Annotated in this window: 14 protein-coding genes; 5 read left to right on the top strand and 9 right to left on the bottom strand. The window is 44.5% G+C overall.

From position 1 onward, the window contains the following. Nucleotides 1-6 precede the first annotated feature (6 nt). Nucleotides 7-600, bottom strand: a complete 594-nt coding sequence (locus tag MHH89_RS29875; protein WP_076126280.1) for a TetR/AcrR family transcriptional regulator — start codon at nucleotides 598-600, stop codon at nucleotides 7-9. Between the two features lie 166 nt (nucleotides 601-766). On the opposite strand from MHH89_RS29875, the gene MHH89_RS29870 reads away from it, so the two are divergent. Together MHH89_RS29870 and MHH89_RS29865 are read left to right on the top strand one after the other, a co-directional pair. Next, nucleotides 767-1651 (top strand): ABC transporter ATP-binding protein, encoded by an 885-nt coding sequence (locus MHH89_RS29870; RefSeq protein WP_076279767.1) that lies wholly within the window; start codon nucleotides 767-769, stop codon nucleotides 1649-1651. After that, nucleotides 1651-2463, top strand: a complete 813-nt coding sequence (locus tag MHH89_RS29865) for an ABC transporter permease subunit (RefSeq protein WP_076134034.1) — start codon at nucleotides 1651-1653, stop codon at nucleotides 2461-2463. Before MHH89_RS29870 ends, MHH89_RS29865 begins: the two co-directional genes overlap by 1 nt. Before the next feature lie 334 nt (nucleotides 2464-2797). On the opposite strand, the gene MHH89_RS29860 is transcribed toward MHH89_RS29865, so the two are convergent. From MHH89_RS29860 to MHH89_RS29845, 4 genes are all read right to left on the bottom strand, one after another. Further along, nucleotides 2798-3757 carry a glycoside hydrolase family 43 protein gene (locus MHH89_RS29860; protein WP_076184723.1) on the bottom strand — a complete coding sequence of 320 codons (960 nt, stop codon included), beginning with the start codon at nucleotides 3755-3757 and terminating at the stop codon, nucleotides 2798-2800. A 104-nt stretch (nucleotides 3758-3861) separates the two neighbouring features. Then, on the bottom strand, nucleotides 3862-4758 hold the full coding sequence (locus tag MHH89_RS29855) for a carbohydrate ABC transporter permease (protein ID WP_036675639.1): 897 nt from the start codon (nucleotides 4756-4758) through the stop codon (nucleotides 3862-3864). Between the two features lie 53 nt (nucleotides 4759-4811). Further along, complete coding sequence (locus tag MHH89_RS29850; protein ID WP_076138280.1) at nucleotides 4812-5690, bottom strand: carbohydrate ABC transporter permease; 879 nt, start codon at nucleotides 5688-5690, stop codon at nucleotides 4812-4814. A gap of 79 nt (nucleotides 5691-5769) precedes the next feature. Then, nucleotides 5770-7014: an extracellular solute-binding protein gene (locus MHH89_RS29845; protein WP_076101554.1), complete on the bottom strand. Its 1245-nt coding sequence runs from the start codon at nucleotides 7012-7014 to the stop codon at nucleotides 5770-5772. Nucleotides 7015-7290: 276 nt separating this feature from the next. Between MHH89_RS29845 and MHH89_RS29840 the strand changes: the two genes are divergently transcribed. The 3 genes from MHH89_RS29840 to MHH89_RS29830 all read left to right on the top strand — a co-directional run bounded on the left by MHH89_RS29840 (nucleotide 7291) and on the right by MHH89_RS29830 (nucleotide 14602). Further along, complete coding sequence (locus MHH89_RS29840; protein WP_076126270.1) at nucleotides 7291-8196, top strand: ArsR/SmtB family transcription factor; 906 nt, start codon at nucleotides 7291-7293, stop codon at nucleotides 8194-8196. 481 nt (nucleotides 8197-8677) lie between these two features. Then, a complete protein-coding gene (locus tag MHH89_RS29835; RefSeq protein WP_076310200.1) occupies nucleotides 8678-13495 on the top strand; it encodes a LamG-like jellyroll fold domain-containing protein in 4818 nt (1605 codons plus the stop codon). A gap of 192 nt (nucleotides 13496-13687) precedes the next feature. Then, entirely contained in the window at nucleotides 13688-14602 is a 915-nt protein-coding gene (locus tag MHH89_RS29830; RefSeq protein WP_076100540.1) for an ArsR/SmtB family transcription factor, read from the top strand. 49 nt (nucleotides 14603-14651) lie between these two features. Here MHH89_RS29830 and MHH89_RS29825 read toward each other — a convergent pair whose 3' ends face one another. The 4 genes from MHH89_RS29825 to MHH89_RS29810 all read right to left on the bottom strand — a co-directional run bounded on the left by MHH89_RS29825 (nucleotide 14652) and on the right by MHH89_RS29810 (nucleotide 25388). Next, a complete protein-coding gene (locus MHH89_RS29825) occupies nucleotides 14652-14933 on the bottom strand; it encodes a DUF6171 family protein (protein ID WP_076100542.1) in 282 nt (93 codons plus the stop codon). A 12-nt stretch (nucleotides 14934-14945) separates the two neighbouring features. Then, nucleotides 14946-16442 carry an alpha-N-arabinofuranosidase gene (locus MHH89_RS29820; protein ID WP_076104908.1) on the bottom strand — a complete coding sequence of 499 codons (1497 nt, stop codon included), beginning with the start codon at nucleotides 16440-16442 and terminating at the stop codon, nucleotides 14946-14948. 108 nt (nucleotides 16443-16550) lie between these two features. After that, nucleotides 16551-17258 carry a DUF421 domain-containing protein gene (locus MHH89_RS29815; RefSeq protein WP_076184726.1) on the bottom strand — a complete coding sequence of 236 codons (708 nt, stop codon included), beginning with the start codon at nucleotides 17256-17258 and terminating at the stop codon, nucleotides 16551-16553. Between the two features lie 162 nt (nucleotides 17259-17420). Beyond that, nucleotides 17421-25388 (bottom strand): polysaccharide lyase family 8 super-sandwich domain-containing protein, encoded by a 7968-nt coding sequence (locus tag MHH89_RS29810; protein WP_341088723.1) that lies wholly within the window; start codon nucleotides 25386-25388, stop codon nucleotides 17421-17423. Nucleotide 25389 lies beyond the last annotated feature (1 nt).

Below are 25389 nucleotides of genomic sequence, written 5' to 3'. Positions count from 1 at the left end.
CTCCCCTTACTCTTTCCCGCAAATGCCATAGAAGAAAATATGGATGGCTTCCTCGATGAAGGCATCCATATCTTCCTGTTTGCTAGCTTCGTCTAGAAGTTCACCTGCATTACGCATATACATCCCCATTAGTGAAAGTATCCCTTTGGTGGATACTTTATTTGAGATTTCTCCCCGCGCTTTCCCATCTTCGACCATCTTCACCAGCACCGGCAAAATGTCATTCGCATATCGTTCCTCAATATAATGGAACATTTCTTGATCCTCAACCATAAGCTCCTTCACAGTTGCGGGAGATAAGCCGCTGTAAGTTTCCCTCTCCATGGTTAGAATGTAACCAATAATCTCCTTTAGAGAATGCTCTTGATAAATGTAATCTTCAAACTCCTGAATTTCCTTCTGAACAAAGTCCTTAAAAGACTCACTAAGCAGCGCTTCCTTACTGCCAAAATAATTATAAATCGTCACCTGAGAGACCCCTGCTTCTTTCGCAATATCAGCGATCCGTAGACGTTTCGGTTCCCAGTTCTTGAGCATCTCCATGGTAGTTTTCATAATTTTGAGTTTAATCTGTGCTGCTCTCTTCTCAAATCCATTCATAGCTTCCACCCTAACTTCGTTATTAAGTAAGCATATTCAAATTTAATGAAATATTCCATTTCAATTATTTCATAATTTTATTGACTTCATTAACCACTAGGAATAATATAACATATGAAATATTTGATTCATAATAGTTCATTATTTTTACGGCGGGGGTGGCAGCATGCTGGTAGTAGAAGGCTTAACTAAACGATTTTCGAATGGCAAAGGAATCGAAGATGTAACATTTACCGTAAATAAAGGCGAGGTTTTTGGATTTCTGGGTCCTAACGGTGCGGGTAAATCGACGACCATACGGCATATCATGGGTTTTATGAAACCAGATCAAGGGCATGCGAGTATCCATGGGCTTGATGTATGGAAGGCACAAGGGACAGTCCAGAAGCATATTGGCTACTTACCCGGTGAAATCAACTTTTTTGATGGGATGACGGGTCTTTCTTTCCTTAAATTTATCTCAGCCATGCAGGGAATCAAAAATACTACCAAACGCGAGCAGCTGATTGAACGTTTGCAATTTGATGCCACCACTCCGATCCGAAAAATGTCAAAGGGAATGAAGCAAAAGGTCGGAATCGTCGCTGCTTTTATGCACAGTCCTGACGTTATTATTCTGGATGAACCTACCTCGGGTCTCGACCCGCTCATGCAAAAGGTATTTATTGATCTGGTACTGGAGGAAAAATCAGCCGGAACCACCTTTCTCATGTCCTCACACAGCTTTCAAGAAATTGAACGCACCTGTGACCGCGCCGCAATTATTAAAGACGGACGGATTATCACCGTGAAAAATATTCATGAACTGCAATCGATGCAACGGAAGCTGTTTGAGGTCATTTTTGCGAATAGTGAAGATGCAGTGAATTTTGCCGCCTCCGGCCTACAAGTGGAAGCTCACGAGGGAAATAGGGTCCGAATAGCTGTGCAGGGCAATTATGACCGATTCATCCGGGAAACTGGAAAATACAATATCCGCAGCATCGACGTATTCACGCAGAATCTGGAGGACATCTTCATGGACTATTATGACCGCGAGGGGGTAGTGTAATGAATCTTCCGCTCTATAAGGAAATGATGCGAGTGAACCTGAAAGGAATATTGAATTACGCCTTTGGTTCTGCCTTCTATATTTTGTTTATGATCTGGCTTTATCCTGGGATTGCGGGGAGTACACAAGCAATTGATGACCTTATTAAGGCGATGCCAGAGGGTGTGGGTAAAGCCTTTGGGCTAAATAGCGGTTTTACTAGTGCAGAAGCTTTTATCTCCGGAGAATATTATGGACTTATACTAGTTCTGATTCTTTCCATAGTTTGTGTGCAAATGTCAACGCAGCTTATGGCTCGACTCGTGGATCGCGGTTCCATGGCCTATCTGCTCATAGCCCCAACTACACGGAGAAAAGTCGCTACCACGCAGGCACTTGTTCTCACTACAGCATTACTCTTAATTATGGGTGTAACCACCCTCGCCGGATTATTAGGTAAAGCATGGTTCCTTGGCAGTGAATATGACTTTAACAGTGGTCGCTTCGCTCAGCTGAATACCGTGGCGTTTTTATTATTTTTTGCGGTAGGCGGCCTTACCTTTCTCGTGTCCTCTGTATGTAATGACGAGAAAAAAGCGCTCGGAATTTCCGGCGCCATCGCCTTCGGATTTTTCACTCTGGATCTACTCGGTAAAATAAGCGACAAACTGGAAGGACTGCGTTTCCTAACCTTATTCTCCTTCTATCAACCCGGGGAAATCGTTCAGGGCAACGTGGAGATTATTCAGGTCTCCAGTTGGCTGCTGTTGATCGGAGTGTTCACCTTTTCCTTGGGAGTAGAGCTGTTCAGAAGACGGGATCTTCCATTATAAGAGTACCTCATTTGATCATCTTGCTTTTACGCGTTTCCGAAGCAACTATCGGACACCGTTGACCTTAAATGCAACTTTATCACAAATTTGTGTACCTAACGGACCCTAAAGTCGTTATTGGCTTGAAGAACAGCAAAAATGAACCTTTTCTAAAGGAATAGCTGCACTGGGGTCCGCAACCTTCCTCAAATGTCCAAAAATTTGCAAATAGCGTCAGCTGAGTCCTTAAGCCTCAGGAGGGTTATAACTATGACTCTTATAAAAAACAACAGAGCAGTGTTTCTCCACCTCTGGGAGAATCATTGCTCTGTTGTTTTATGCGACCAATCCCTTTTTATTTCGTATCCGGTCTAGGTACACCAAAGTTTGGCGTTCCGTCTTCATTCCACTGGATTACTTGCACACGTGCGTGACGATTCGGATCGTAAAGCGGATCACCGACAATTTCCTTATAGCTTCTAGCATGGAAAACAAGGATATCCTGTGTGCCATCCTCAGAGACAGTGAAGCTATTATGTCCCGGACCATATTGGCCGTTTTCCTCAGAAGTCGTAAACACAGGTTCAGGTGTCTTGACCCATGATTTTGGATCCATCAAATCACTATTCTCATCAGCAGTCAACAATCCCATACAATAGTTGTGATCTGTTGCACTAGCTGAGAAAGTCATGAAAATGCGTCCATTACGCTTAAGGATTGCCGCGCCTTCATTCACCAAAAATCCGATTTTTTCCCAATCGTATTCAGGAGTGGTGATGCACACCTGCTCGCCTTTTAGTGTCCAAGGGTTCTCCATTTCGGAAATATAAATATTTGAATTGCCAGGGATAGCAGGATCTTTTTGTGCCCAAACGTAATATCTAACTCCTTTATGCTCAAAAGTTGTTGCATCCAAGGCAAAAGATTCCCATTTTGTTTTTATTTGACCCTTTTCCACCCATTCACCCTCTAAAGGATTTGCGGATGAGTTTTCTAGTGCAAACATGCGATGATCAAATAAACCATCTTTCGTATCAGAGGTATGTGCAGCTGCATAATACACGTACCATTTTCCATCAATATAATGAATCTCTGGCGCCCAGATATTAGCACTCATCAAGCCCGTTTCATGCTTAACCCAAATGGTCTTCCCTTCAGCCTCAGCTAATCCTTGAATGGATTCAGAACGGCGAAGCTCAATTCTATCGAACTCTGGAACTGAAGCTATGAAATAGTAGTACCCGTCAGTATGTTTATAGATCCAAGGATCTGCTCGTTGCTCAACTAGTGGATTTTTCACATTAAATTCTCTCACAATGACAACTCCTATATTTATCTCTTTTTTTATATTTGCAGGTCACCAAAACACACCCTTCCTTATAAGAAGTCAAGGTGTATTTAAGTTTAAGTTCATTCGATCTAACCTTTGATACCCGAATTCAGGTTGATGGATTGAACGAAGTATTTTTGTGCAAAAACGAATAGCAGCAATGTTGGAATAATCGCCATGATTGCCGAGCCCATTAATTGTCCGATCATACGATAGTTTCCGTAGATGTCTTGCAATAAGAGCAAACCAGCGGTAATTGGCATTTTGTCTACATCTGTGTACACAATAACCGGCCAGAGGAAGTCATTCCAAGATCCAGTAAAGGAGAACAATCCGCAAACAATCAATATTGGTTTAACTAACGGCAATATAATTTGCGCGAAAATTCTAAAGTCACTAGCACCATCAACTTTAGCCGATTCATCTAATTCTTTTGGGATACCGTTCATAAACTGTCTGACCAAGAAGATATTACCCATACCCGCAAGACCAGGGATAATCATAGCCCAGGAAGTATTCACCCAACCAAAGGAGTCAATGATTTTATAAGAAGGAATCAAGTTAACAACACCCGGAAAGAAGGAGATCCCCAGCAAAGTGAAGAACAATGTGTCTCTTCCTTTAAACTTAATACGGGTGTAACCAAAACCTGTAATCGAAATAACAATAACAACCAGAATGGTGTGAGATGTGGCAATAAACAATGAGTTACCTAACCAACGTAGAATTGGAGCTGTAGAAGTATTGTTTAGGATTGTAACGTAGTTCTCAAAGACCCACTCTTTAGGAAATAGTCTAAAGCCCGAGGATACTACTTCCGTTTGTGATCTAAATGAGGTGGAAATCCCGAATATAACAGGAATGATCCAAATCACACATAGGATACCTAGAAATATATAGGAAATATATTTTGAAATACTTACACTGGAGGAGCCTTTTATTTTGCCTGTTGTATTTACAACTGGATTTACTGCCTGGTTTGACATTTTAGTACACCTACCTTTTCCATTTCCTTGTTAGTCAATTAGTTTCTGCGAACCTATGAAGCATTTCGGTTCATTACAAAATATTGCAGCGCTGAGATCACCAAAATAACTAATCCCAGTAAAACTGCCATAGCGGATGCCATCCCGGCGATGGACTCACCGTTACCGAAAGCTAATTGACGAATATACATCATTAGAACGTGTGTACTTTGTCGAGGTCCGCCATCGGTCATCATTAACGGTTGGCCGAATACATTAAAGGCACCCGCAGTTGTCATAACAAAGGTATAAATTAATGGAAAACGAATAGATGGCAAGGTAATACTAGTGAATTTTTTAATAGAACCCGCACCATCGAGCTCAGCCGATTCATATAACTCTTGAGAAACGCCACTTAAGGAAGCACGATAGATAATCATGTTGCCCCCAATACCACCCCATAAAGTAATTACAATGATAATAATCCACGCATAGGGTTGATTTGCAGGCCAAGCAATTTGTGATCCAAATAGATTACCAGTGATCCCAAGTTGCTTATTAAAGATCAACAGCCAAATCAGTGCTGCCGCAGAAATTGAAATCAAGCCAGGAATATAAAGAATAGATTGAATTAAGCTCTTCATTTTAACTTTTTTATGTTCCAACGCCACCGCGACCATTAATGGAATAATAATCAGCAACGGAACAGACATAGCAACGAAAATCAATGTATTTTTTAGGCCTCTGAAAAATTGAGTATGAAAGGTTGAACTGTTGTCAAAAAGAATAGCCTTATAGTTATCAAAGCCTACCCATACCGGATCACTCATTAAATTCCATTTTGTAAATGAAGCATAAATCCCATAAATCGTTGGCAATAAAATGAAGACAGCAAACAAAATGACATGCGGACCTACAAAGAAAGCAGGTGCCCAATTGATTTTCTTTTTCATAGGAATTCATTTCTCCTTTTGCACAAAGTAATGCACCATAACATGGCACATTACTTCGTACAATCTATTCTATTTTGCTTTATTTTGCTGCACTGCTGCTTTCCGCAATTTTATCTTCAACAAATTTTTGCATCGTTGCCAAAGTCTCATCAATATCAACGTTGCCACGCACGATATCCGCACAGTAAGTATCTACAGCTTCCGCAATGTATGGGTAGTATTCATAGGTGTAAATGTATAGGGATTCGATTTCTTTTTCATCAGATGTAAAGAAGGATTGCATAAAGTCTTTGTACTCAGGGCTTTGGTTAACTACGTTACTTGCTACGTTTTGTCCAGCTTTTGCCCATTCCATCGAATTCGTACGAACATATTCCAAGAAGTTAGCAATACCCACTTCTTTTTCGTCTGTTCTCTTATCATTTTTCAACATAGCGAACAAGTGAGAAGAAGATCTGTTGGTGAATTTATCAGGAGTAGGAGAATAAACATTGGTCACGCCAAAGTTCAAGCCTTCAACCCCAGCATGTGCTGTAGAACTCCAAGTTCCGTCTGTCGAGAAAAGTACATTTTGAGATTGGAACATCAAGTAACCGTCTTCACCAAATGGAGTCATCAGGCCAGCATCGGCGATTTTCTTAACATTTTCAAACGCTTGTTTAAATACAGGGGTATTAACAGCCGGTTTTCCATCGACTTGGATATCCCCTCCCAAATCTTGAATTTGAGCCAAGATAACCCAGCCCAGCAAGGCATCATTAACTACGTAATCGCCTTCATCCAATTTACCTTGTAAGGAAAGCATTTCATCAATAGTAACAACGTTATCATCCAAGAAGGATTCAGCGTTATATTTTTTCAGCAAATCTTTATTGTAATACATTACGTTACTATGAATATCAAGAGGAACTGTGTATTGAGTTCCATCGATATTACCAGTGTTCCAAGCTTGTGGTAAGTAATTTTCAGCTTTCAGTTCAGGTTGTGCTGGCAATACGGTATCTTGCATGGATTCCAGTACACCTTGTTTAACAAACCCAGGAACACGGTCAGCGTGGATAATTGCTAAATCAGGAACACCTTTGCTAGATGCCAAAACTGTAGAAATTTTTGTGTACATATCAGCCGTAATAACATGTTTTACTTTGATTTCGGGATTCGTTGCATTGTAGTTTTTAACAATTTGATCCATATAAGCACCGTCATCACCGGTCAGCGGTGTCCAGAACGTAATCGTCTTACTATCATCTTTACCACCGCATCCTGCCAAAACTGTCGATAATGTTAGAACCGTTGCTAATAAAACTCCAAATTTCTTTTTCATTACTCTCTCCCCCTGCAGCTGTAATGTTAAGATAACCATTCATGTTCACTTTCTTTGAAAACGATTAACTTGAGATTAGTATACATTCATTGTGAAAGCGTAGTCAATAACATTTAAATAAACTTAACAGAATTTTTTTTCGTTTAATTAACCTTTTGATTCATCTCTCGGAGATGAAAGCGATATTATATTTACTTCGGTTACCTTTCATGTTACTTTATATATAGATTAATAAACTTTACAGTATATGAAATAACTTTGAAAGAAGTGGGTAAAATGCAGTTGGAAATCGACAAATCCTCTCTTGTTGTTTACGAAGCTTTAGCGAGTGAAGTACGCATCAAAATTATTCAGTTGCTCTCCAAAAATAAGATGAACATCAAAGATTTGGCAGAAGAACTTAAAATAAGCAGTCCTATCGTTACCAAACACATTAAAAAACTAGAAGATGCAGGGCTCATAAAAACTGAAAAGGTGCCTGGTAAATCAGGAATGCAAAAAATCTCAATCCTTAGGGTGGATCATATTGAGATTAACTTCCCGAAAAAAATCTTTCACTCTTTTGCCTCCTACGAGACATCAGTGCCGATTGGTCATTATACCGATTATGATCTGAAACCTACTTGCGGACTTGCTACGGATAAGGAGTTTATCGGCAGAGTAGACGAACCTAAGTATTTCATGGATTCTAAAAGAGTGGACGCAGAGATTCTCTGGTTCACGCAAGGTTATGTGCAATATAATATCGCTAATTTCCTAAAAAAAGAGGAAACCCTACAGCAATTTGAGATTAGCTTAGAGCTTTCTTCCGAATTCCCCTTTGCTAATGACGTATGGCCTTCAGACATCACCTTTTCTTTGAATGGCTTGGAATTAGGGACTTGGACGAGCCCCGGAGATTTCGCTGATGCTAGAGGTAAATTCACACCGGAATGGTGGCCACACAATATCAATCAATACGGATTGCTAAAAACGATTAGAATTACAAACCACAATGGAACTTATATTGACGGTGACCCGCTGTCTCAGGTTTCGATTGAGGATTTAGATACGAATTGTGATCGTTGGACCTTTCGGATCGAAGTGAAGGAAGATGCAAAACACGTAGGAGGAGCAACGATTTTCGGAAAAAAATTCGGAAACCATGATCAAGATATCATTTTCAAGTTGTACTATCTGTAAATTTTTCATTTATGATCTAAGCAAAACTGGTTTTTTTGCGGGGGTGAACAACTAATTAGCTATTCTTCTTTAGCTCCCCCCCACCTGTTATGCCCTATCCCCTCTCTTTATCTTGCTGATATATCCCGCCTAGTCATCCATTCACCACATTTCACTCTTATCCACTTCAGCAGTAATCACCAGTAGTTAAATCATTTGCCTCTATTTTTAAATTTATAATTTATAAAAATATAAAAAGATTCATAAATCATTAAATTTCTATTTGACTATTTGCTGATATCATGCTTAAAATGAGAGCATTATAAAACGTTTTCCGTGTTATGGTTTAGTAATACATAAATTAAAACCATTTTCATATTCGAAAGCGTTTTTTTAGTAGCTATTTATGTAAGCGTTTTACATTTTTTTCAGTAAAGAAGGGAGGAATTGGAAAAATACGCGTGTACAAGCTCTACATCACTAGAATCGGAGGAACATACATTTGAGAAAAACTACTGGTAAACTAACCGCTTCCCTGCTTGCCCTCACTCTATTAGTGCCTGCTCCATTAATTTCTGCTGCTTCTGCAAGCGATTCCAAAGCAGTCGCATTATCCACTCAGCAACAAACTGCCGATTATTCCGGCCACTGGGCACAAAAAGATTTTCAAACCTGGGTAGATAAGGGCTTGATTCTCGGTTACGGAAACGGAATATATAAGCCAAATCAAGAAATCAACCGTGCAGAGTGGGTTACTCTGGTTAATCGGGTCTTTAATTTGCAGGAAAAAGCCGTTATAGGCTTCACGGATGTTTCCACGACAGGTGCTTACTACAGCGATATCCAAAAAGCAACCGCTGCAGGATATGTAACAGGATACAGCGATGGCACCTTCCGACCCGCACAGCAAGTAAGTCGGCAAGAAGCTGCAGTAATGTTATACAGACTGTTCCAACTCAACTCATCTGTTGGCACTTCTGCACCAAAGGATGCTGCTGATTTGCCAGAATGGAGCCAAGAAGCAGTATTGTCTTTACTTGGTGAAGGTTATCTGCAAGGTTACACTGACGGCAGCTTTAAAGGAACTCAGGCTGTAACAAGAGCGGAAGCACTGCGCATGATTGAGAAGCTGGGCGGAGAAATCACGCCTAAGAGCGGAAGCTATTCGGGGATTAACACTCGGAATATGGTTATCAGCAGCCCAGGCGTAGAGTTGAAAAACTCCACAATTTCAGGGAATCTCTACCTTACCGAAGGTATTGCTGAGGGCGATGTCACACTGAATAATGTCACTGTTAAGGGAAAAGTATTCGTTTCTGGTGGTGGTGAGAACAGTGTCGTACTAAGCGACTCCAATGCTGCTGAAATGGTAGTAGATAAGCATAACGGCAAGCTGCGAGTCGTTACTAGAGGCACAAGTGCTGTACCAAACGTACGTGTACATTCCGGCGCAATACTAGAGGAAGATGCACTAACGGGGGCAGGTTTCAGCCGGGTTATTGTTGAGAATACGCTGCCTAAGGATTCCATCCTCAAGCTGAAAGGAAGCTTTGATTCCGTTGAGCTTCAAGCGTTGGGAGAGCCTACACTCCATCTGACAGCAGGCAGTATTGCTGAAGTTACACTGAAGCAAAAAGCCAAGCTGCGTGTAGAAGCAGGTACAGAAATCAAGAATCTAATCCTTGGTTTCAACGATATCCTAACCATCCAAGGCACGGGTAAGGTTATCTTTGATAGCAAGTACAGTCAGTTAATCCATTTTGAAACACCAACTCCAACGGCTACGGCAACCACTGGTACCGGTGGATCTAACGGCGGTTCTGTTGCTACTTCGGCTCCGGAAGTTACAGCTACTCCGGCCCCAACGGCTACACCAGATCCGACGGCTACACCAAATCCGACGGCTACACCAAATCCCACGGCTACACCTAGTCCGACGGCTACACCTAGTCCGACGGCTACACCTAGTCCGGGAGCAACTGCACCAGCACTCACCAATGTCTCGGTACATGATCCATCGGTGGTAGTGGATAATGGAACTTATTATGTATTTGGCTCCCATATCGATGCGGCCAAATCAGATGATCTGATGAACTGGACACAGTTCACTAATGGTTATACAACACCGGGCAACGTGATTTTTGGTGATCTGTCCAAGAATCTGGCAGAATCCTTTAAGTGGGCTGGCGAGAACGATTCGGACAGTAAAGGCGGATTCTCCATCTGGGCACCGGACGTATTCTGGAATAATGATTATAAGAACGCTGATGGAACAACTGGCGCTTATATGATGTATTACAGCGCTTCTTCTACTTATATCCGTTCGGCGATTGGCTACGCCACTTCGCAAAATATCGAAGGGCCTTATACTTATGGAAATACCGTAATTTATTCCGGTTTCACCAAGGAAGAGGCTTATGACAGTGACAGTAAAGTAAATAAGAAATGGGACAATACAAATATCAAGGACCTTATCGACAATGGAACGTTGGAAGGTGTCAATCCAGATTGGTTTAATGCAGGTGGTTTGTATCAAAACAAAACCTATACAAATGCAATTGACCCAACTATTTTCTACGACAAAGACAACAAGCTTTGGATGACTTATGGTTCATGGTCAGGTGGTATATTCATTCTGGAGATTGATCCAGCTACCGGAGAACCTAAATATCCAGGCAAAGATGGAAAGACCGCTGATGGACGTATTATCGACCGCTATTTCGGAACCCATATTTCTGGCGGAATGACCAAATCGGGTGAAGGTCCGTATATCGTTTACGACAAGGAGACTGGTTACTACTTCTTGTATGTAACTTACGGTGGACTTGACTCCAAAGGCGGTTACAGCATGCGGCAGTTCCGTTCAACAAATCCGGACGGCCCTTATACGGATGCAGCAGGACAGAATGCTGTTCTAACTACCGATGGTGACAACACACCATATGGTAATAAGCTATTAGGAAACTTCATGTTTACAAATCAAAATGCAGACCCGAATTTCCAAACGTATGGTTATGTGTCCTCAGGACATAACTCGGTACAATATGATGATGAAACGGGTAAAATATTTAACTTCTTCCACACTCGTTTCCCACTCCGTGGTGAAACCCATGAACTTCGTGTGCATCAAATGTTCACTAACGAAGATGGCTGGCCAGTAACTGCCGTACATCGTTACACGGGTGAAACTATTGGGGCTGTAGCACGGGATAATGTTGTCGGCTCTTATCAGTTCGTTAACCACGGCAAGGATGTTTCAGGCATTATCAAACCTACAGTAGATATCGAGCTAAAAAGTGACGGAACGATCGTTGGATCGTTAACCGGAACTTGGGAATTGAAGGATGAGTACTTCGCTCATTTGCTCATTAACGAAACGGAAAATGGAAGCACCGTACAACATCTCTACAAAGGTGTATTTGTGAAGCAATGGGATTCCTCACGCCAACAGCATGTTATGACGTTCACCGCAATGTCAGATCAAGGGATCACTATCTGGGGCAGCCAGATGGAATCGATGAGCGTTGAGCAGATTTTGAACAATATTGCTGCAGGCTTGAGTATTGGTGACACAAGAAAAATATACGATGACATCACCCTTCCTACGGAAGGCTTGCGCGGAGCAGAAATTTCATGGTCCTCTTCCAATGAGGCTGTAATTGCTAACAATGGTAAGGTTACTCGTCCTGAACTTGGACTTGGAAACGCTACAGTTGAACTGACTGCTACAATTAAGCTAGGTGAAGTCGCAGTAACTAAGACCTTCACCGCCGTTGTTATGGAAAAAAAGAGCACGCAATTGGAAGACGGCTTAGTAGCTGCCTTTGACTTTGATGGCGACCTTGCAGAAAATGGGGATCGCACAGCTGACGGCATAGTCACCGGAAATCTGATCAACAACACTGAGGATGGAGACATCACTTTTGAGGCTGGTAAAGACGGTCAGGCAGCCAAGTTTGATGGTAAATCCGGTGTTCGTCTACCTGACGGATTAATTCAAAGTAGCGCATATTCGGTAGGGATGTGGCTGAACCCATCCGAATTAAAAGCTTTTACTCCTGTATTCTTCGGTGCTAAAACCGAAACGAACTGGTTCAGTCTCCTGCCATATGGAAACGGTGGAGCAACCACCAGACTCTGGTTCGGTAGCGATACTTGGCTAGATGCTGATACAGGCTTACAAATTCCAGTTAACCAGTGGACGCATGTTGCCTTCACTTACAATGCTGGAACAGTCAATATGTACGTAAATGGTATATTGAAATCCTCCGGAAAAGGATTCACAGATATTTTTGATACAGAAAACGGTGTATTTGCTCTTGGTGTGAACTACTGGGATGCACCATACAAAGGTTTGGTTGATAAATTCCGCGTGTATGATAGAGCATTGTCTGCGGAAGCTGTGGGCTGGCTTGTAAACGGTGAGCCTGATACGAACATTAAAGTAAGTAATATTTCATTCAGTGAAGCTGTTAAATCAGTAGCTGTAGGAAATACTTTCACCCCTCAAGTAAGTGTGCTTCCAACCAATGCCGGAAACAAGGCGCTAACTTGGAGCTCTAGCGATTCCAGCGTAGTGGCTGTTGACGCAGCGAGCGGAAGAGTAACAGCACTAACTGTCGGTGGCCAAGCTGTAATTACTGCAACAGCGACTGATGGAAGCGAAGTTTCAGCCAGCTACACAGTAAATGTAACTGATGGAAAAGTAGCTCATTATGCTTTTGATGGCGACCTGGATAACTCCTTCCAATTGAACGGAAAAGGCGAAGTTACAGGAGCAAAAGTAGATAGCCCAACAGTAGGCAATATCACATACGGTAACGGTGTCCTCGGTCAAGCTGCAATATTCAACGGTACCTCCGGTATCCGTTTGCCTGATGGATTAATTGACAGCAATACCTACACCGTATCTATGTGGCTAAATCCTGAACAACTTACAGATGCAACAACTACTTTCTTCGGCGCTGCCACTAAAAATAGCTGGATTAGCTTCGTTCCTCAGAACGGCGGCGGTAAAACGTTATTATGGTCCGGAGAAGCTTGGTATGATGCTATTTCTGCCATGAAGATTCCAGTAAACGCATGGACACATGTTGCGTTTACGGTCAGCAATGGTACCGTAAAAGTTTACCTCAACGGAGTAGAGCAGTTCTCTGGTGAGGGCTTCCCGAATGTCTTTAAGAACAAAAACGGCGTTTTCGCTCTAGGCGTCAACTATTGGGATGCACCATTTAAGGGCATGATTGATGAACTGAAGATTTACAGCAGAGCGCTCAAGTCAGATGAAGTACAGGCAGAGTATAGCTCGAACGTAGATTAAGCAAGATTTGATTTGAAAAGAGAGCGGAGCCACAGGCTCCGTTCTTTTTTTAAAGTCCCATATTGTAAAAAAAGTATTTAACTAATATAATCATTAACTATACATCCGAAATAAACGTCGATTTTTATATTGTTATTAATAAATTTCTTAATCATCGGCGATTAGCCCATAAATTTTAATTGGAGGCCATTTATGAAACTTGACCTGTCGGAAGAATCCCTTCCCGTCTATGAAGCTTTAGCCAGCTCAGTACGCCTGCATATGTTGCGTTTGCTTGCCGAAAATCCTATGAATGTTAAGGAATTGGCCGCAGCAGTAAATTTGAGCAGCGCCATTATGACTATGCATGTGCGTAAGCTGGAAGCTGCTGGACTGATCCAGACGCATATGGCACCTGGTCGAAGTGGTCTGCAAAAGATCTGTACTCTAGCTGCTGAAGGAGCAGAAATCACCTTCCCAGGCAGACAGATCAATGAGCGCAAAAGTTATCGCAAGGAAATTCCGGTTGGACATTACTCCGACTTCCTGATCGAGCCAACCTGTGGTCTTGCAACTACTGAGAAAGTGATCGGCAGTTTTGATGATCCCCGCTATTTCTGGGATCTTGAGCGTATGAATGCGGGGATTCTTTGGTTCGGCAAAGGATTTATCGAATATAAAATCCCTAATTTCCTCCTCTCCAGCCAGCATCCTGAGGAACTGATTATAACCATGGAAATTGCTTCCGAAGCACCTTCCATTAATAATAATTGGCCTTCGGATATCACATTCACTCTGAACGGAGTGAAGCTTGGATTCTGGACAAGTCCCGGTGACTACGGGGATAGCCGTGGTAAATATACACCGGCCTGGTGGCCAGCACTCACGAACCAATACGGCTTGCTCAAGCAGCTGCGTATTACAGCGAAAGGTACATTTATGGATGGTTTGAAGCTCTCAGAAGTTACCCTTGATCAAGTGAATATCCGTGACAAACAGTGGTCTTTCAAGCTTTCCGTAGATGAAGATGCCGAGCATATTGGCGGGATTACTCTTTTTGGCAAAGGTTTTGGAAATTATAATGAAGATCTAATCGTTGAGTTGTTCTATACGGATAACCAAGAATAAAGCCGCATTCACCTCCCATTGGAGAGTCGAATGCGGCTCTTATTTTAGCTTAATTCTTTTCGATAAAGGGACCCCACAAGCCACCCCCCGGCAATGGACAACTACGTTCCTTAAGCTTGGCTACTACGGGGATGATGCAGCCGCAAGCGACGCAAGTTACCCCTTCGTGCAGCTTAGGGCAAGTCCCACAAAGGGCAACCCGTTCAGCGTAAACTTCATCTGGAACACAAAACTCTGGCTTAAACATGGAAGAAGACAAGATACGATTAATCTGCGTTGGCGTAACTTTATAATCCTCTCTGCATCCCTTGCATGTTGATGTTGTTGACATGGTAACACCACCTTAAGCCTTCGGCGTAATCTCCAGCACAGTTACTGACATTGGAGGCAGTTCAACATTAAGAAGATCGCCCTCCAGAGTGAAGGCAGTGAAGGCTTGCGGCACTACCGCCTCCGGTTGGCTGAAGGTATTGTGAGCATCAATTTTATCACCGGCAAGTGTTGTGCCTGTCACTTCAACCTTCTTCCCGGAAAGACCACGAAGCTCAAGTGGAACAGCAGCAGAAGCAGCATGGTTCAAGTTGCAAAGACTGACATGGATGATTCCAGAAGCAGTTACGGAAGCCGAAGCAGATACTTCAGGAATCTCACGGCCTTCAAAGCTGTAAGTGCCACTTTCCAGTGCTAAATCCAGCAACTCCGCATCCTGATGGACTTTAAACATATTGAATACATGATACGTTGGGGTCAGCACCATCTTTTCCCCTTCGGTCAATATAACTGCCTGAAGTACGTTAATCGTCTGCGCAATATTTGCCATCCGTACCCGGTCACTATGTTTATGGAAAATATTCAAGGTCACGCCTGCTACAAGAGCATCCCGAATTGAATTTTGTTGATACAGGAATCCTGGATTCGTCCCCGGCTCTACATCATACCAAGTTCCCCACTCATCTACGATAAGACCTACTCTTTTATCCGGATCATATTTATCCATAATAACGCCATGTCTGGTGATCAGCTCATCCATGCGAAGGGCTTTCTCTAATGTACTAAACCATTCACTCGTTTCAAAGCCTGTAGCTGCACCTTTATTCTCCCATGCTGGACCAGGAATTGTATAATAATGCAGGGTAATCGAGTCCATAAAGCGTGTTGCCTCACGCATCAGAACCTCCATCCAGTGATAATCATCCACGTTAGGACCACAAGCAATCCGGTGAATACGATTGTCCCCGTAATTTCGTACATACGTCTGATATTGGCGATAAAGATCTGCATAATATTCTGGACGCATATTCCCGCCGCAGCCCCAGTTCTCATTCCCCACGCCAAAATAAGTCACAGCCCAAGGCTCTTGATGACCATTCTGCTGGCGAAGCTCGGACATTGGAGATACGCCTCCAAAGGTTAAATACTCCACCCATTCGGACATCTCTTGAACGGTACCACTGCCCACATTACCGTTAATGTAAGGCTCACATTCCAGCATCTCACATAATTCCATGAATTCATGCGTACCAAAATGGTTGTTCTCAACCGTTCCGCCCCAGTGAGTGTTAATCATACGTTTACGACCTTCACGGGCTCCGATACCATCTTTCCAGTGATATTCATCCGCGAAACAGCCACCTGGCCAGCGTAGTACAGGAATTTTAATTTCCTTAAGCGCTTTCACAACATCATTACGAATACCGTTGGTGTTAGGAATAGTTGAATCTTCTCCAACCCAAATCCCTTCATAAATGCAACGGCCAAGATGCTCAGAAAAATGTCCGTAAATATTTCTGTTAATCGTCCCTTTGCGAATGTCAGTATTAAGGATCGCACGTTCTGCCATGGTTAAATACCGCCTCTCAACGTTTATATTTTTATTAACTAATTAATAATTATATAAACATTATAAGACGCTGCTTAGGTATCCGTCAATCTCCAATATGAACAAAAGCTATTCTTTATCAATAGGTTTCTTTATCCCGTCTTCATAATAGTCAAAAATCAGCTGCTGCTGCGTTCCTCTTACCCCGTAAAACACATCAGAAATTTGTTTTCCCTTACGTCTTAACTCGTTCTCCAGCCACTCTTGGGTCAGGCCATTATCCTTAAGATTATCTGCAAGCACTATTCCATCCATAATCAATTCAACGGGAAAGCTCTGAGGAACGGACAACAGCTTTAGATCTTTTCGGGTAACATATTGGTACTCTTGTTTCTTTAATACAGACACCATTCCGTTATCTTCCAGCACAGCGTATTCTACTACCTCTAGATTAAAAATTTCCTTTTCTCTCAAGGCCTGATCCAAAGAATCCAACGAATACCTTACCTTTTTCATATTTTGCTCAAGAATTTTCCCATCCTCAATAAGTACAGTGGGTGAACCTGAAATCCAGCTTCTCATTTTACGACTTTTTAAAGCGATGATAGATAGTAAAAAAGATGTAACGGTAACGACTATAAGCGCCAGGATCATGTAGGAAGAATGTAGCTGTTTATTAAACGCCAAGTTCGCGGCTATTGAGCCCAATATAATACCCGTCACGAAATCGTGGAAGGTCAAGTTAGATAACGTTTGTTTTCCCAATATTTTGGCGATCAGCAAAAGCATGATCATAGCAACAAAGGCCCTAAGCACAATGTCCATATACACCTGCATCTCTAATGCTCCCTTCCTATTCAATCCTCCATTATTCACAAACCGAGTAGAAATGAAACCTCAACGAAAGCTCTGCCCATCCAAATCTGCCGATTTCTCTAAACGCCAAAAGGGCTCTGGAATGGTTCTACTGAACCTACCCAAAGCCCTGGCTTCAAATTCTTACTTTTCAGTCTTAATTGCTAAAAGATTGTATAGAACCATTGCACTCTCAGCTCGAGTTGCTGAGCCTCCCGGAGCGAATTGCTGGTCACTTCGACCCTGGATAAGTCCAAGGGCTTGGGCAGCAATGATCGATTCACGGGCCCATGAGGCAGCCGCACGCAAGTCACCGAATTGGATTACAGGCTTCGGTTCCACCTTTTTCCCGCTGACATATTCGTAGGCTCGCATCACCATGACCGCCATCTCTTGGCGGGAAATAGGGGCTTCTGGAGCGAAGCGAGTCTCACTCACCCCATGGACTATCCCCGCCTCTACTGCCTGCGCCACTTCCTCCGCATACCACTCATCCGCAGATACATCCGCAAATGCTGTAGATGATTTCCCTTCAAGTCCTAGCAAGCGGATCAGCATAGCTGTAAATTCTGCACGGGTCACAGAGCGGTTCGGCTCGAAATTCCGAAGTCCGACTCCTTGAATCAGATGTTTGGCCGTTAGCTCTTGTACAACCGCCGCCGCCCAATGTCCAGAAGGAACATCGTCATACGATTTGTTGTATTCCAGCACGGCATATGTGCCTAAGTGTTCGGTGCGCAGAGCCACCTTGCCCTTCAGCCAGGAACCGCCCGCATACTCTATATTTCCGGAATCCGGAAAATAATAGCCGCCGAGCAAATTCCTTTTGGCCTCAGGGTAGGCGTTAAGCTCTAATGTAACGGGCTCAACAAATTGGGGAAGTATGCTTCTTGTACCGTCACCAGCAACAATATACAGGGTAAAGAGAAGGAACTCTCCTGCCTGGTTTAGCACTGCACCAGATTTCTTCTCTGCGCTAGCTAGTATTCTCTGCGCCGCTTCCCCATTCACCTCAGAAGCCTCCAGAAAGATCTGGCTGCCGGCCAATTGCTCCGCAGGAATCAAACCCCGCAATTGTTGAAGCACCGCTGCCGGAAGGGTCAGATTAAAGTTAGAAGCCTCTACCCGAAGCGGCTTCTGTTTGAGCATGTCTGCTGCCATCCCCGGCAATACTAGCATTCTCAATTTACCCTCGTAGACAATGGCTTCCGAAAGATCGTTCAACGAAGCTGCGTTTAGTTGCAGCCGCCCTGCCGTTACCTCCGGTACGGAAGGCACTTGTGGTTGCGGACTCGGAACAGTTGAAGTAGTCTCTTCCGCTTGTAGAATCTGAAGCCTCAGACTGCTCTGCCGTCCTCCGTAACTTGCAGTAATCACAGTCATGCCCGGATCAAGTGCTTGCAGCTGCCCCGTTGTCGTTACTGTGGCTACCTTCCTGTTACTGCTCTCGTAGATCACACCCTCGGTTACCGTAAGGTGGCTATCATCACTATATACCGCCGTTGTGACCACCTTACCGCTCTGCCCTATTTCCAAGGATGTCGGACCGCTTAACGAAATAGAGACGAGCTCCGGCAGTTGTCCATACACCTTTAATAAATAGGAAGCGGTCATGTTGTCATATACGGATGAAATAACCGAAACGCCCGGTCCTTTAGCTTCAATATGGCCATCTTTGCCTATACTTGCGACGTTAGGATCGCTGCTCTCATAGACTATACCTTCGGTTACTATATAACGGCTGCCATCGCTGTACACTACCGAAGTAACCGCCGTTCCGGTCTCCCCGACAGCCAGGCTTTCCGGGCCGCTAATTGCCGTTGAGACTCTTTCTGTAGGCTCCATGACTGTCACCTGAAGCTGTCGGAAAGGCTCTACATTTCCAGCCTTATCCACCGAACGATAATCGATCCCGAAGGTTCCGGGGTTCTCGATATATACGCTCTGAGTAACCGTACTCCATGAACCACCATTGAGCCGGTATTCTGTCCGCTTGACTCCCCAGCCGACAGCTCCCCCATTGGATTGGTCGGTGACATCAAAAGTGATATTGACTTTGCCCTTATATGCGCCCCCTTCTCCTGTTTCTCCAAGTATGGTAGCCTTCGTGACTGGAGGTGTTGTATCTTTCGGCAAAATTTCCAGATACGCGGTATATTTGCCATTCTCATTCTTACGGCTTCTTATGTCTGTGGCGAGATTATAGCCTACCTGCCTAAGAGCCAGACTTATCACCGGATCGGAAGGGAACTCCGTGCCAACCCATGAGGTAATATCGAACTGCCGCCACTGCTCCGGTCCGGAAAAAGTCTGCAGCGCAGCTTGAGTACCGATTTTTGGAGCATTATTGTAATTTAGCGTTGCCTCCGTCCAATCATCATCTTGGACTCCAAATACACCGATATCGGACAAAGTGCCTGCCCCGTCATTTGTCTTTCCGAACACATTCAGCTTCACAGAACCAACTTCACCGAGAAATGGACTCAGATCGAATTTTAGATAAACCCTTCTGTCTGTGTCCCCGCTGCCATTTCTGATCTGCAAGTAATTGACCGAACTATAATTGACTGCAGCTTTCGATCCTCCATTGACATACGCATCTTCAGAAACATACAGCTTCGTTATTGCCGCTTCGTCTGGTTCCGAATCGGAAGGCTCAGAAGGCTCGGCATTCGGATCAATTCTGAACTTGACAACATGGCTTTTTCCTTTGGACCCGCTGGTATGAATTGCGAGTTCAATCCTCGGTGAGGTCTGCAGTACCGTTACGGTTGGATCTTTCATCAGCTCTTCCAGCGCGGTTCTGCCGACATCCACATTCACCACAGATTGAGACTGTGTCGGATCCGAAATGGCTATCGTCAGTTCATCTCCAGACTCCTTGATAATAATGGAGGCTGGATGATTGGCGCGCACGGATTCGATCATTCCCGGTACCCAGAAGTTCATAGCCGTAAGTCCCAGCTTCTGTTCCTTGACGGCTTGCACACTATCCGTGTTGGCTATAATTTCGATGTCAGGACTACTGCTGTAGCGCGCTGTCGCCGTTTCATCCTGATTCGGCAGAAGCACATACGAATACGATTGATTCACCGGATTCGTTCCCTGAGCAATCGACAGGCTGGCATAATTTCTCGTAATCGGCTCCGTTGATCCCCCTTGATTAATATCCTTCCATGCGCCAGTCCGAGACTCACGCAGACCGTCTATCGTTGGGGCATCAGGGAAATAATAACCGATTCCCGAGCCGGGAACATTGCCTTCCAGATGTGCCCAATGCACCTGATTCATTGACTCAGACCAACCCAGCGCGGATGGCTTGGCCTCTCCGTTGACCGTAAGTACATTGTCTCCGCTCGCCTTGAGCTTACGGTTATCTACGATGGTCTCCACCTTGCGGTTATCCGTGCTTGTAATGCCTGCCCCAAGTGCTACGATTTCATCATCGAACATGAACCAGGACTTTTTACCGGACAATGTGCTGTTATCTGGATCCAGATCCATGCCGGCCGCTCCATAAAGCCCGTCTATGGATGATCCTCCCACCCATGTTTTAGATGTAGTCTTGGCTGCACCGCGACTTGCCCCATCCGATGTAACCCCAGGCAGACGATAAGCGTTCACGGTCGGCCAGAATGCATCTGCATATTGATCCAGATCCTGATTATACAGATAGGTCATGCCTTCGCCTGTATACCAGCCCTTCAGATTCTCTGTGCCCGCTTCATAGTTGGCAATTCGGGCCGAAGACATGCTGATCCCAAAGGCATATCCAGGCCGATGGTGGACAATCCGGTCCATAGCCGAAAACTGCTTATGCACAGTAAGGTCTCCTGATGGCTGCACCTCTGGATCGTCCATAAGCGTCTGGAGCAGAACAATATCGGCTACTCTTAGACCGTCGTAATAACTTTCTACTACCGTATCGGCTTCGAACCAATACTTCACCATCGATTTAAATCGGGCCGCTTGCTCCGGTGGCGCGGAAGAAGCCAGCCGCAAAATATGCGACCAAGGCACGAGCTGCCGGTTTCCCCGGGCTATCGATCTACCGAACACCATATCCATCATTAATTTTCTGTAGACAAGAGGTTCATAAGAATCCGTTACCCAGTTGTATACATTCTTCATATTGGTATCAGTCAGCGGCCAAGAGGACCCTGTCAGCAAAGTCATCATTTTCATCATATCGCCAAGCAATACAGCCCCATAACTGCCGGTATAAGCAATATTATTATGCTGGATAAAGGAGCCGTCCTCATAAAATCCGTCTCCGCGGGTCACATAGGGTAATACTTGGCTAACTGCATCCCGCCCTTGTTTGATCTTCGCGCTGTCACGATTATGAATGCCCCTCAAGACCACTGCCAGTGCTTTATCCAGCCGATTCGCGCCGGTTTCCATCAACGAGGGTTGATTGGTCCGTTTGGTTGGGTCCGGGCAGAATTTATCAATGGCTTTGGTATATTTGGTAATCTGATCGGCTGACAAATACTCGAACATTAAGGCCATCGTATCTCCCAATGCAAGCGGAATGCCGATCTCCCATTCGAACCAATTGCCTTTCTCCAGTTTAGTTTCGTTATACCAATTGTCGTATAAGAAATCTAAACCATCCATAATATCTGATTTCAACTGCATATTCTCGTACAATGGTGAGCCGGATGTCGAAAAGGCAATAGCCATATCCTTCAACCGGTTATAAGAGGCTGCCGTATCAAAAGCATCCGCTGTGCTGCCCGGCTTATCGCTCCATAAATAAGTACGGTTCATTTGCTTGTTCATCGTATCCCAGAATCCAGTTCGCTCCTGATTACTGATCTTATCGGATAAAGTCTTTATAGACTTGGCAATGTCCGGGTTATTCGGGTCGAAGGATTGCCCTCCGGTCAAATACTCCACCCATCTTCCACGAAGCTCGTCATATTCGTCTTTTGGAGTCTCTCCTTCAGTAATATTAAATTTCAATACATGCGTTGCCCCTATAGAATTCTTCACATCCACCGTTATAACTGTATTTCCCGAAGCTTGCACTACATCCGTCTTGCTATCTTTGCTGAGCAGTGTCAACCCCGGTATATCCAGTTCCAGGGACAATAGGTTTTGCGACTGAGTAGGATCAGACACCGAAACGACAAGCTCCTGATCGATCTGCCGAATCATCACGGAAGCTGGATTGAGTGCCTTGATGGAATCTACTGTTCCTGGATTCCAGAAATTAGCGGCGGTTATGCCCAGCTTCTTCTCTCTGACCGCATGCACATCCTCTGTATTGCGCAGCACTTCGATATCCGGGTTGCCACTGTAATCCTCAGTACCTGAAATGTCACGATTAGGCAACAGAACATAGGAGTATGAGCCATTCGTAGGCGTATCTCCATGCTCAACTGCCAGGCTTAAATAGTTGCGTGTAATGGGAACATCGGATTGAGTGGCATTAATCTCTTTCCAACTGCCGGTTCTGGCTTCACGTTGCGCCAGTATACTTGGAGCTTCAGGGAAATAGTAGCCCACGTCGGCACCTGGCACATTACCCTCCAGATGGGCCCATTGAACGTTCTTTAACGTCGCTGACCATCCGGACTGTGACGGTTCTACAGCTCCGTTGATTAGAAGTTTGTTGTTTCCCACTTCGTTAAGCATCCGGTTATCGATAATCGTCTCAACAGACTGCGGGCCGGCAGTTGATTTAGAAATTCCCGAACCAAGAGCCACAATCTCATCATCGAACATAAACCAGGATTTCTTGCCTTGCAAATCGCTACCGGTCACTTGGGAGAGTGAGAAATCCATACCTGCTGCACCGTATAGGCCTTCCAGCGACGATCCACCCACCCAGGTTTTCGGATTCATGTAACTTTTCCATTCCACAGGCACCATCCCCTGCCCCGATCCATCCGTTGTCGTGCCAGACAAGCGGTAGGAATTGACGGTAGGCCAGAAGTCATTCCGGTATTGGGTCAGATCCTGATTGTATAAATAGGTCATCCCAATCCCCGTATACCATCCTTTCAGGTTCTCGTTGTTCCCTTTCTCAAACGCCGAGATGCGATTCGAGAACAGACTCAAGCCGAAGCCGTAACCTTCGCGTAGATGAACCACCCGGTCCATGCCGGCGAATACCTGATTCTTAATGAGAGCTCCTCTTGGATTGATCTTTCCGTCATTCATCAGCTTTTTCACAATCGTTATATCGGCAAGCGACAACCCTTCATAATAATTGCCGGATGTCATATTCGCTGAAATCCATTCCTTCGCCGCTTGCTTTATGGATACTGCAATATTCTCCGGAGCAGTTTCAGCCATCCGCAGCAAGGTGACAATCAACCCTCTTGCGCTGCCGCTTCCTTTTCTAGATATACCTCTGCCATTTACCGAATCCATAAATTGACCGTTGTAGATCACCGGCTCGTAAGTCTGAGCCACCCATTCGTAAATATTCAGAACATTCGGGTCCGTTATTGGCCATGGAGAATCGGTCAGCAGATAAGACATGTCCGCCGTCCCTTTGAGCCAGACCGAACCATATCCTCCCGTATAGGCAATATTATTATGCTGAACGAGGGAACCATCCTTATACACACCGTCACCATGGGTCGTGTACACATACTCGGAGCCAATGGAATCACGGCCCTGAATGATCTTTGCACTGTTGTTGCCAATCACACCTCTTACCGTGACCACAAGTGCTTTATCTAGTAGATTTGCTCCCGTCATCTTCGTGCCTTTAACGCCAAGCACCGACCCTACTTTGGGGTCTGGACAGAAGGCATCAATAGCCGCAAGATACTGATTGATTTGCTGCGGTGTTAGATGGTCATACATGAGCACCATAAGATCATTCACAATCTGCGGCGTGCCAATCTCCCAGTCCCACCAGTTCCCATAAGCGCTTTTGCTCGGATTATAGCGGTTTGTATACATCCAATTGATTGCGCTTACAATATCATTCACCAAAACGCTGTTGCCGTAAAGCTCCGATCCCTCCACAGAATAGGCCAATGCCATAGTCTTCAAGCGATTGTAAGCGCTTGTAATAAACTGCGAATCTGTAGTGCTCGCGGTATCACTCCACAAGGAGGTGCGGCCGGAGGATTTATCCATACTCTCCCAAAGTACAGCAGCCGATGCAGCCTGAGCGCTAATACTAGCAGCTATATCAGGATCACTCCCATCGTATTGACCACCACTTAATCGGTCGTACCATTTCAGCCTCAGTTTATTGTAGGCCTGTATCGTGTCGGGAGCTTCGACAGTAACCAGACATTCGGCTGCAAGGCTACCATCCGGTGTGGCGATCTTGATGGTCGAAGAACCGATCCCCGTACCCATTACATTACCAAGTGCGTCCACAGTCGCAGCTTCTGGATTGCTCGAAGTCCACACTACCGTTTTATCCACCGCCGTTATAGGGGATAAAGTCGGCAGAAGTGCAACCGTGTCCCCTTTGACCATAGAAAAGGCCGTACGGTCTAGCGCAATTCCTGTAAGACCCGCATATTCCTCCAAAGCGATATCATCTATCCATAGCTTTCCTTTTCCAGTCTCCAAAAAAGGCTCGATGACTAGCTTCGTCGCGTTAGCCGGCATAGTTAGAAGTACTTGCTGCAAACTCCAGTCCTGTGTGCCTGTTATTTTGGGAGAGGAAGGTCCATCTCCCACTTTGGCAGTATTGTAATACTGTGTTCTAAAGTAGGCTCCCTGTCCAGTGACGTTGTCCGTCTTTAACCAGACTTTAAGTCTGTAGGATTTACCGGGGATAACCGAAGTTACCCCCTGATTGATGGAAATCCTGCTTGTGGCAAAGGCATCGAACAGCATGGACCGGGTTCCTTCATGCGCAGTGCCAGCGTCTATCTTGATATTCGCTGTTTTATTCGTGCCTTTCCCGCTACCTGTAGGGACCCATAAGCTCCAGCCCACCGGAGCAGCGTCTGTAACCCCTGTCCAGGTTGAGTCAAGGGCTGTCGTTGTATTCTCAAAGCTTCCGTTAAGCATAAGATTTGATGCAGCCGCAGATGCCCTGCTATGCGAGGGATAAAGAACTCCCCCACAGGAAGAAAAAAGATCAACAATGAGAACTAATACTAAAAATAGACTTGGTTTACGCATT

Source organism: Paenibacillus sp. FSL H7-0323 (genome assembly GCF_038002725.1).
Taxonomy (GTDB): Bacteria; Bacillota; Bacilli; order Paenibacillales; family Paenibacillaceae; genus Paenibacillus_AQ; species Paenibacillus_AQ odorifer.
Note: the sequence above shows the minus strand (reverse complement) of the source record. Positions and strands in the feature narration are given on the sequence as shown.

Excerpts from the sequence above, each read along its gene's own strand:
- MHH89_RS29865 (WP_076134034.1), top strand. The coding sequence starts at position 1,651 with ATGAATCTTCCGCTCTATAAGGAAATGATGCGAGTGAACCTGAAAGGA.
- MHH89_RS29870 (WP_076279767.1), top strand. The coding sequence starts at position 767 with ATGCTGGTAGTAGAAGGCTTAACTAAACGATTTTCGAATGGCAAAGGA.
- MHH89_RS29810 (WP_341088723.1), bottom strand. The coding sequence starts at position 25,388 with ATGCGTAAACCAAGTCTATTTTTAGTATTAGTTCTCATTGTTGATCTT.
- MHH89_RS29830 (WP_076100540.1), top strand. The coding sequence starts at position 13,688 with ATGAAACTTGACCTGTCGGAAGAATCCCTTCCCGTCTATGAAGCTTTA.
- MHH89_RS29850 (WP_076138280.1), bottom strand. The coding sequence starts at position 5,690 with ATGAAAAAGAAAATCAATTGGGCACCTGCTTTCTTTGTAGGTCCGCAT.
- MHH89_RS29855 (WP_036675639.1), bottom strand. The coding sequence starts at position 4,758 with ATGTCAAACCAGGCAGTAAATCCAGTTGTAAATACAACAGGCAAAATA.
- MHH89_RS29845 (WP_076101554.1), bottom strand. The coding sequence starts at position 7,014 with ATGAAAAAGAAATTTGGAGTTTTATTAGCAACGGTTCTAACATTATCG.
- MHH89_RS29875 (WP_076126280.1), bottom strand. The coding sequence starts at position 600 with ATGAATGGATTTGAGAAGAGAGCAGCACAGATTAAACTCAAAATTATG.
- MHH89_RS29820 (WP_076104908.1), bottom strand. The coding sequence starts at position 16,442 with ATGGCAGAACGTGCGATCCTTAATACTGACATTCGCAAAGGGACGATT.
- MHH89_RS29815 (WP_076184726.1), bottom strand. The coding sequence starts at position 17,258 with ATGCAGGTGTATATGGACATTGTGCTTAGGGCCTTTGTTGCTATGATC.
- MHH89_RS29825 (WP_076100542.1), bottom strand. The coding sequence starts at position 14,933 with ATGTCAACAACATCAACATGCAAGGGATGCAGAGAGGATTATAAAGTT.
- MHH89_RS29840 (WP_076126270.1), top strand. The coding sequence starts at position 7,291 with ATGCAGTTGGAAATCGACAAATCCTCTCTTGTTGTTTACGAAGCTTTA.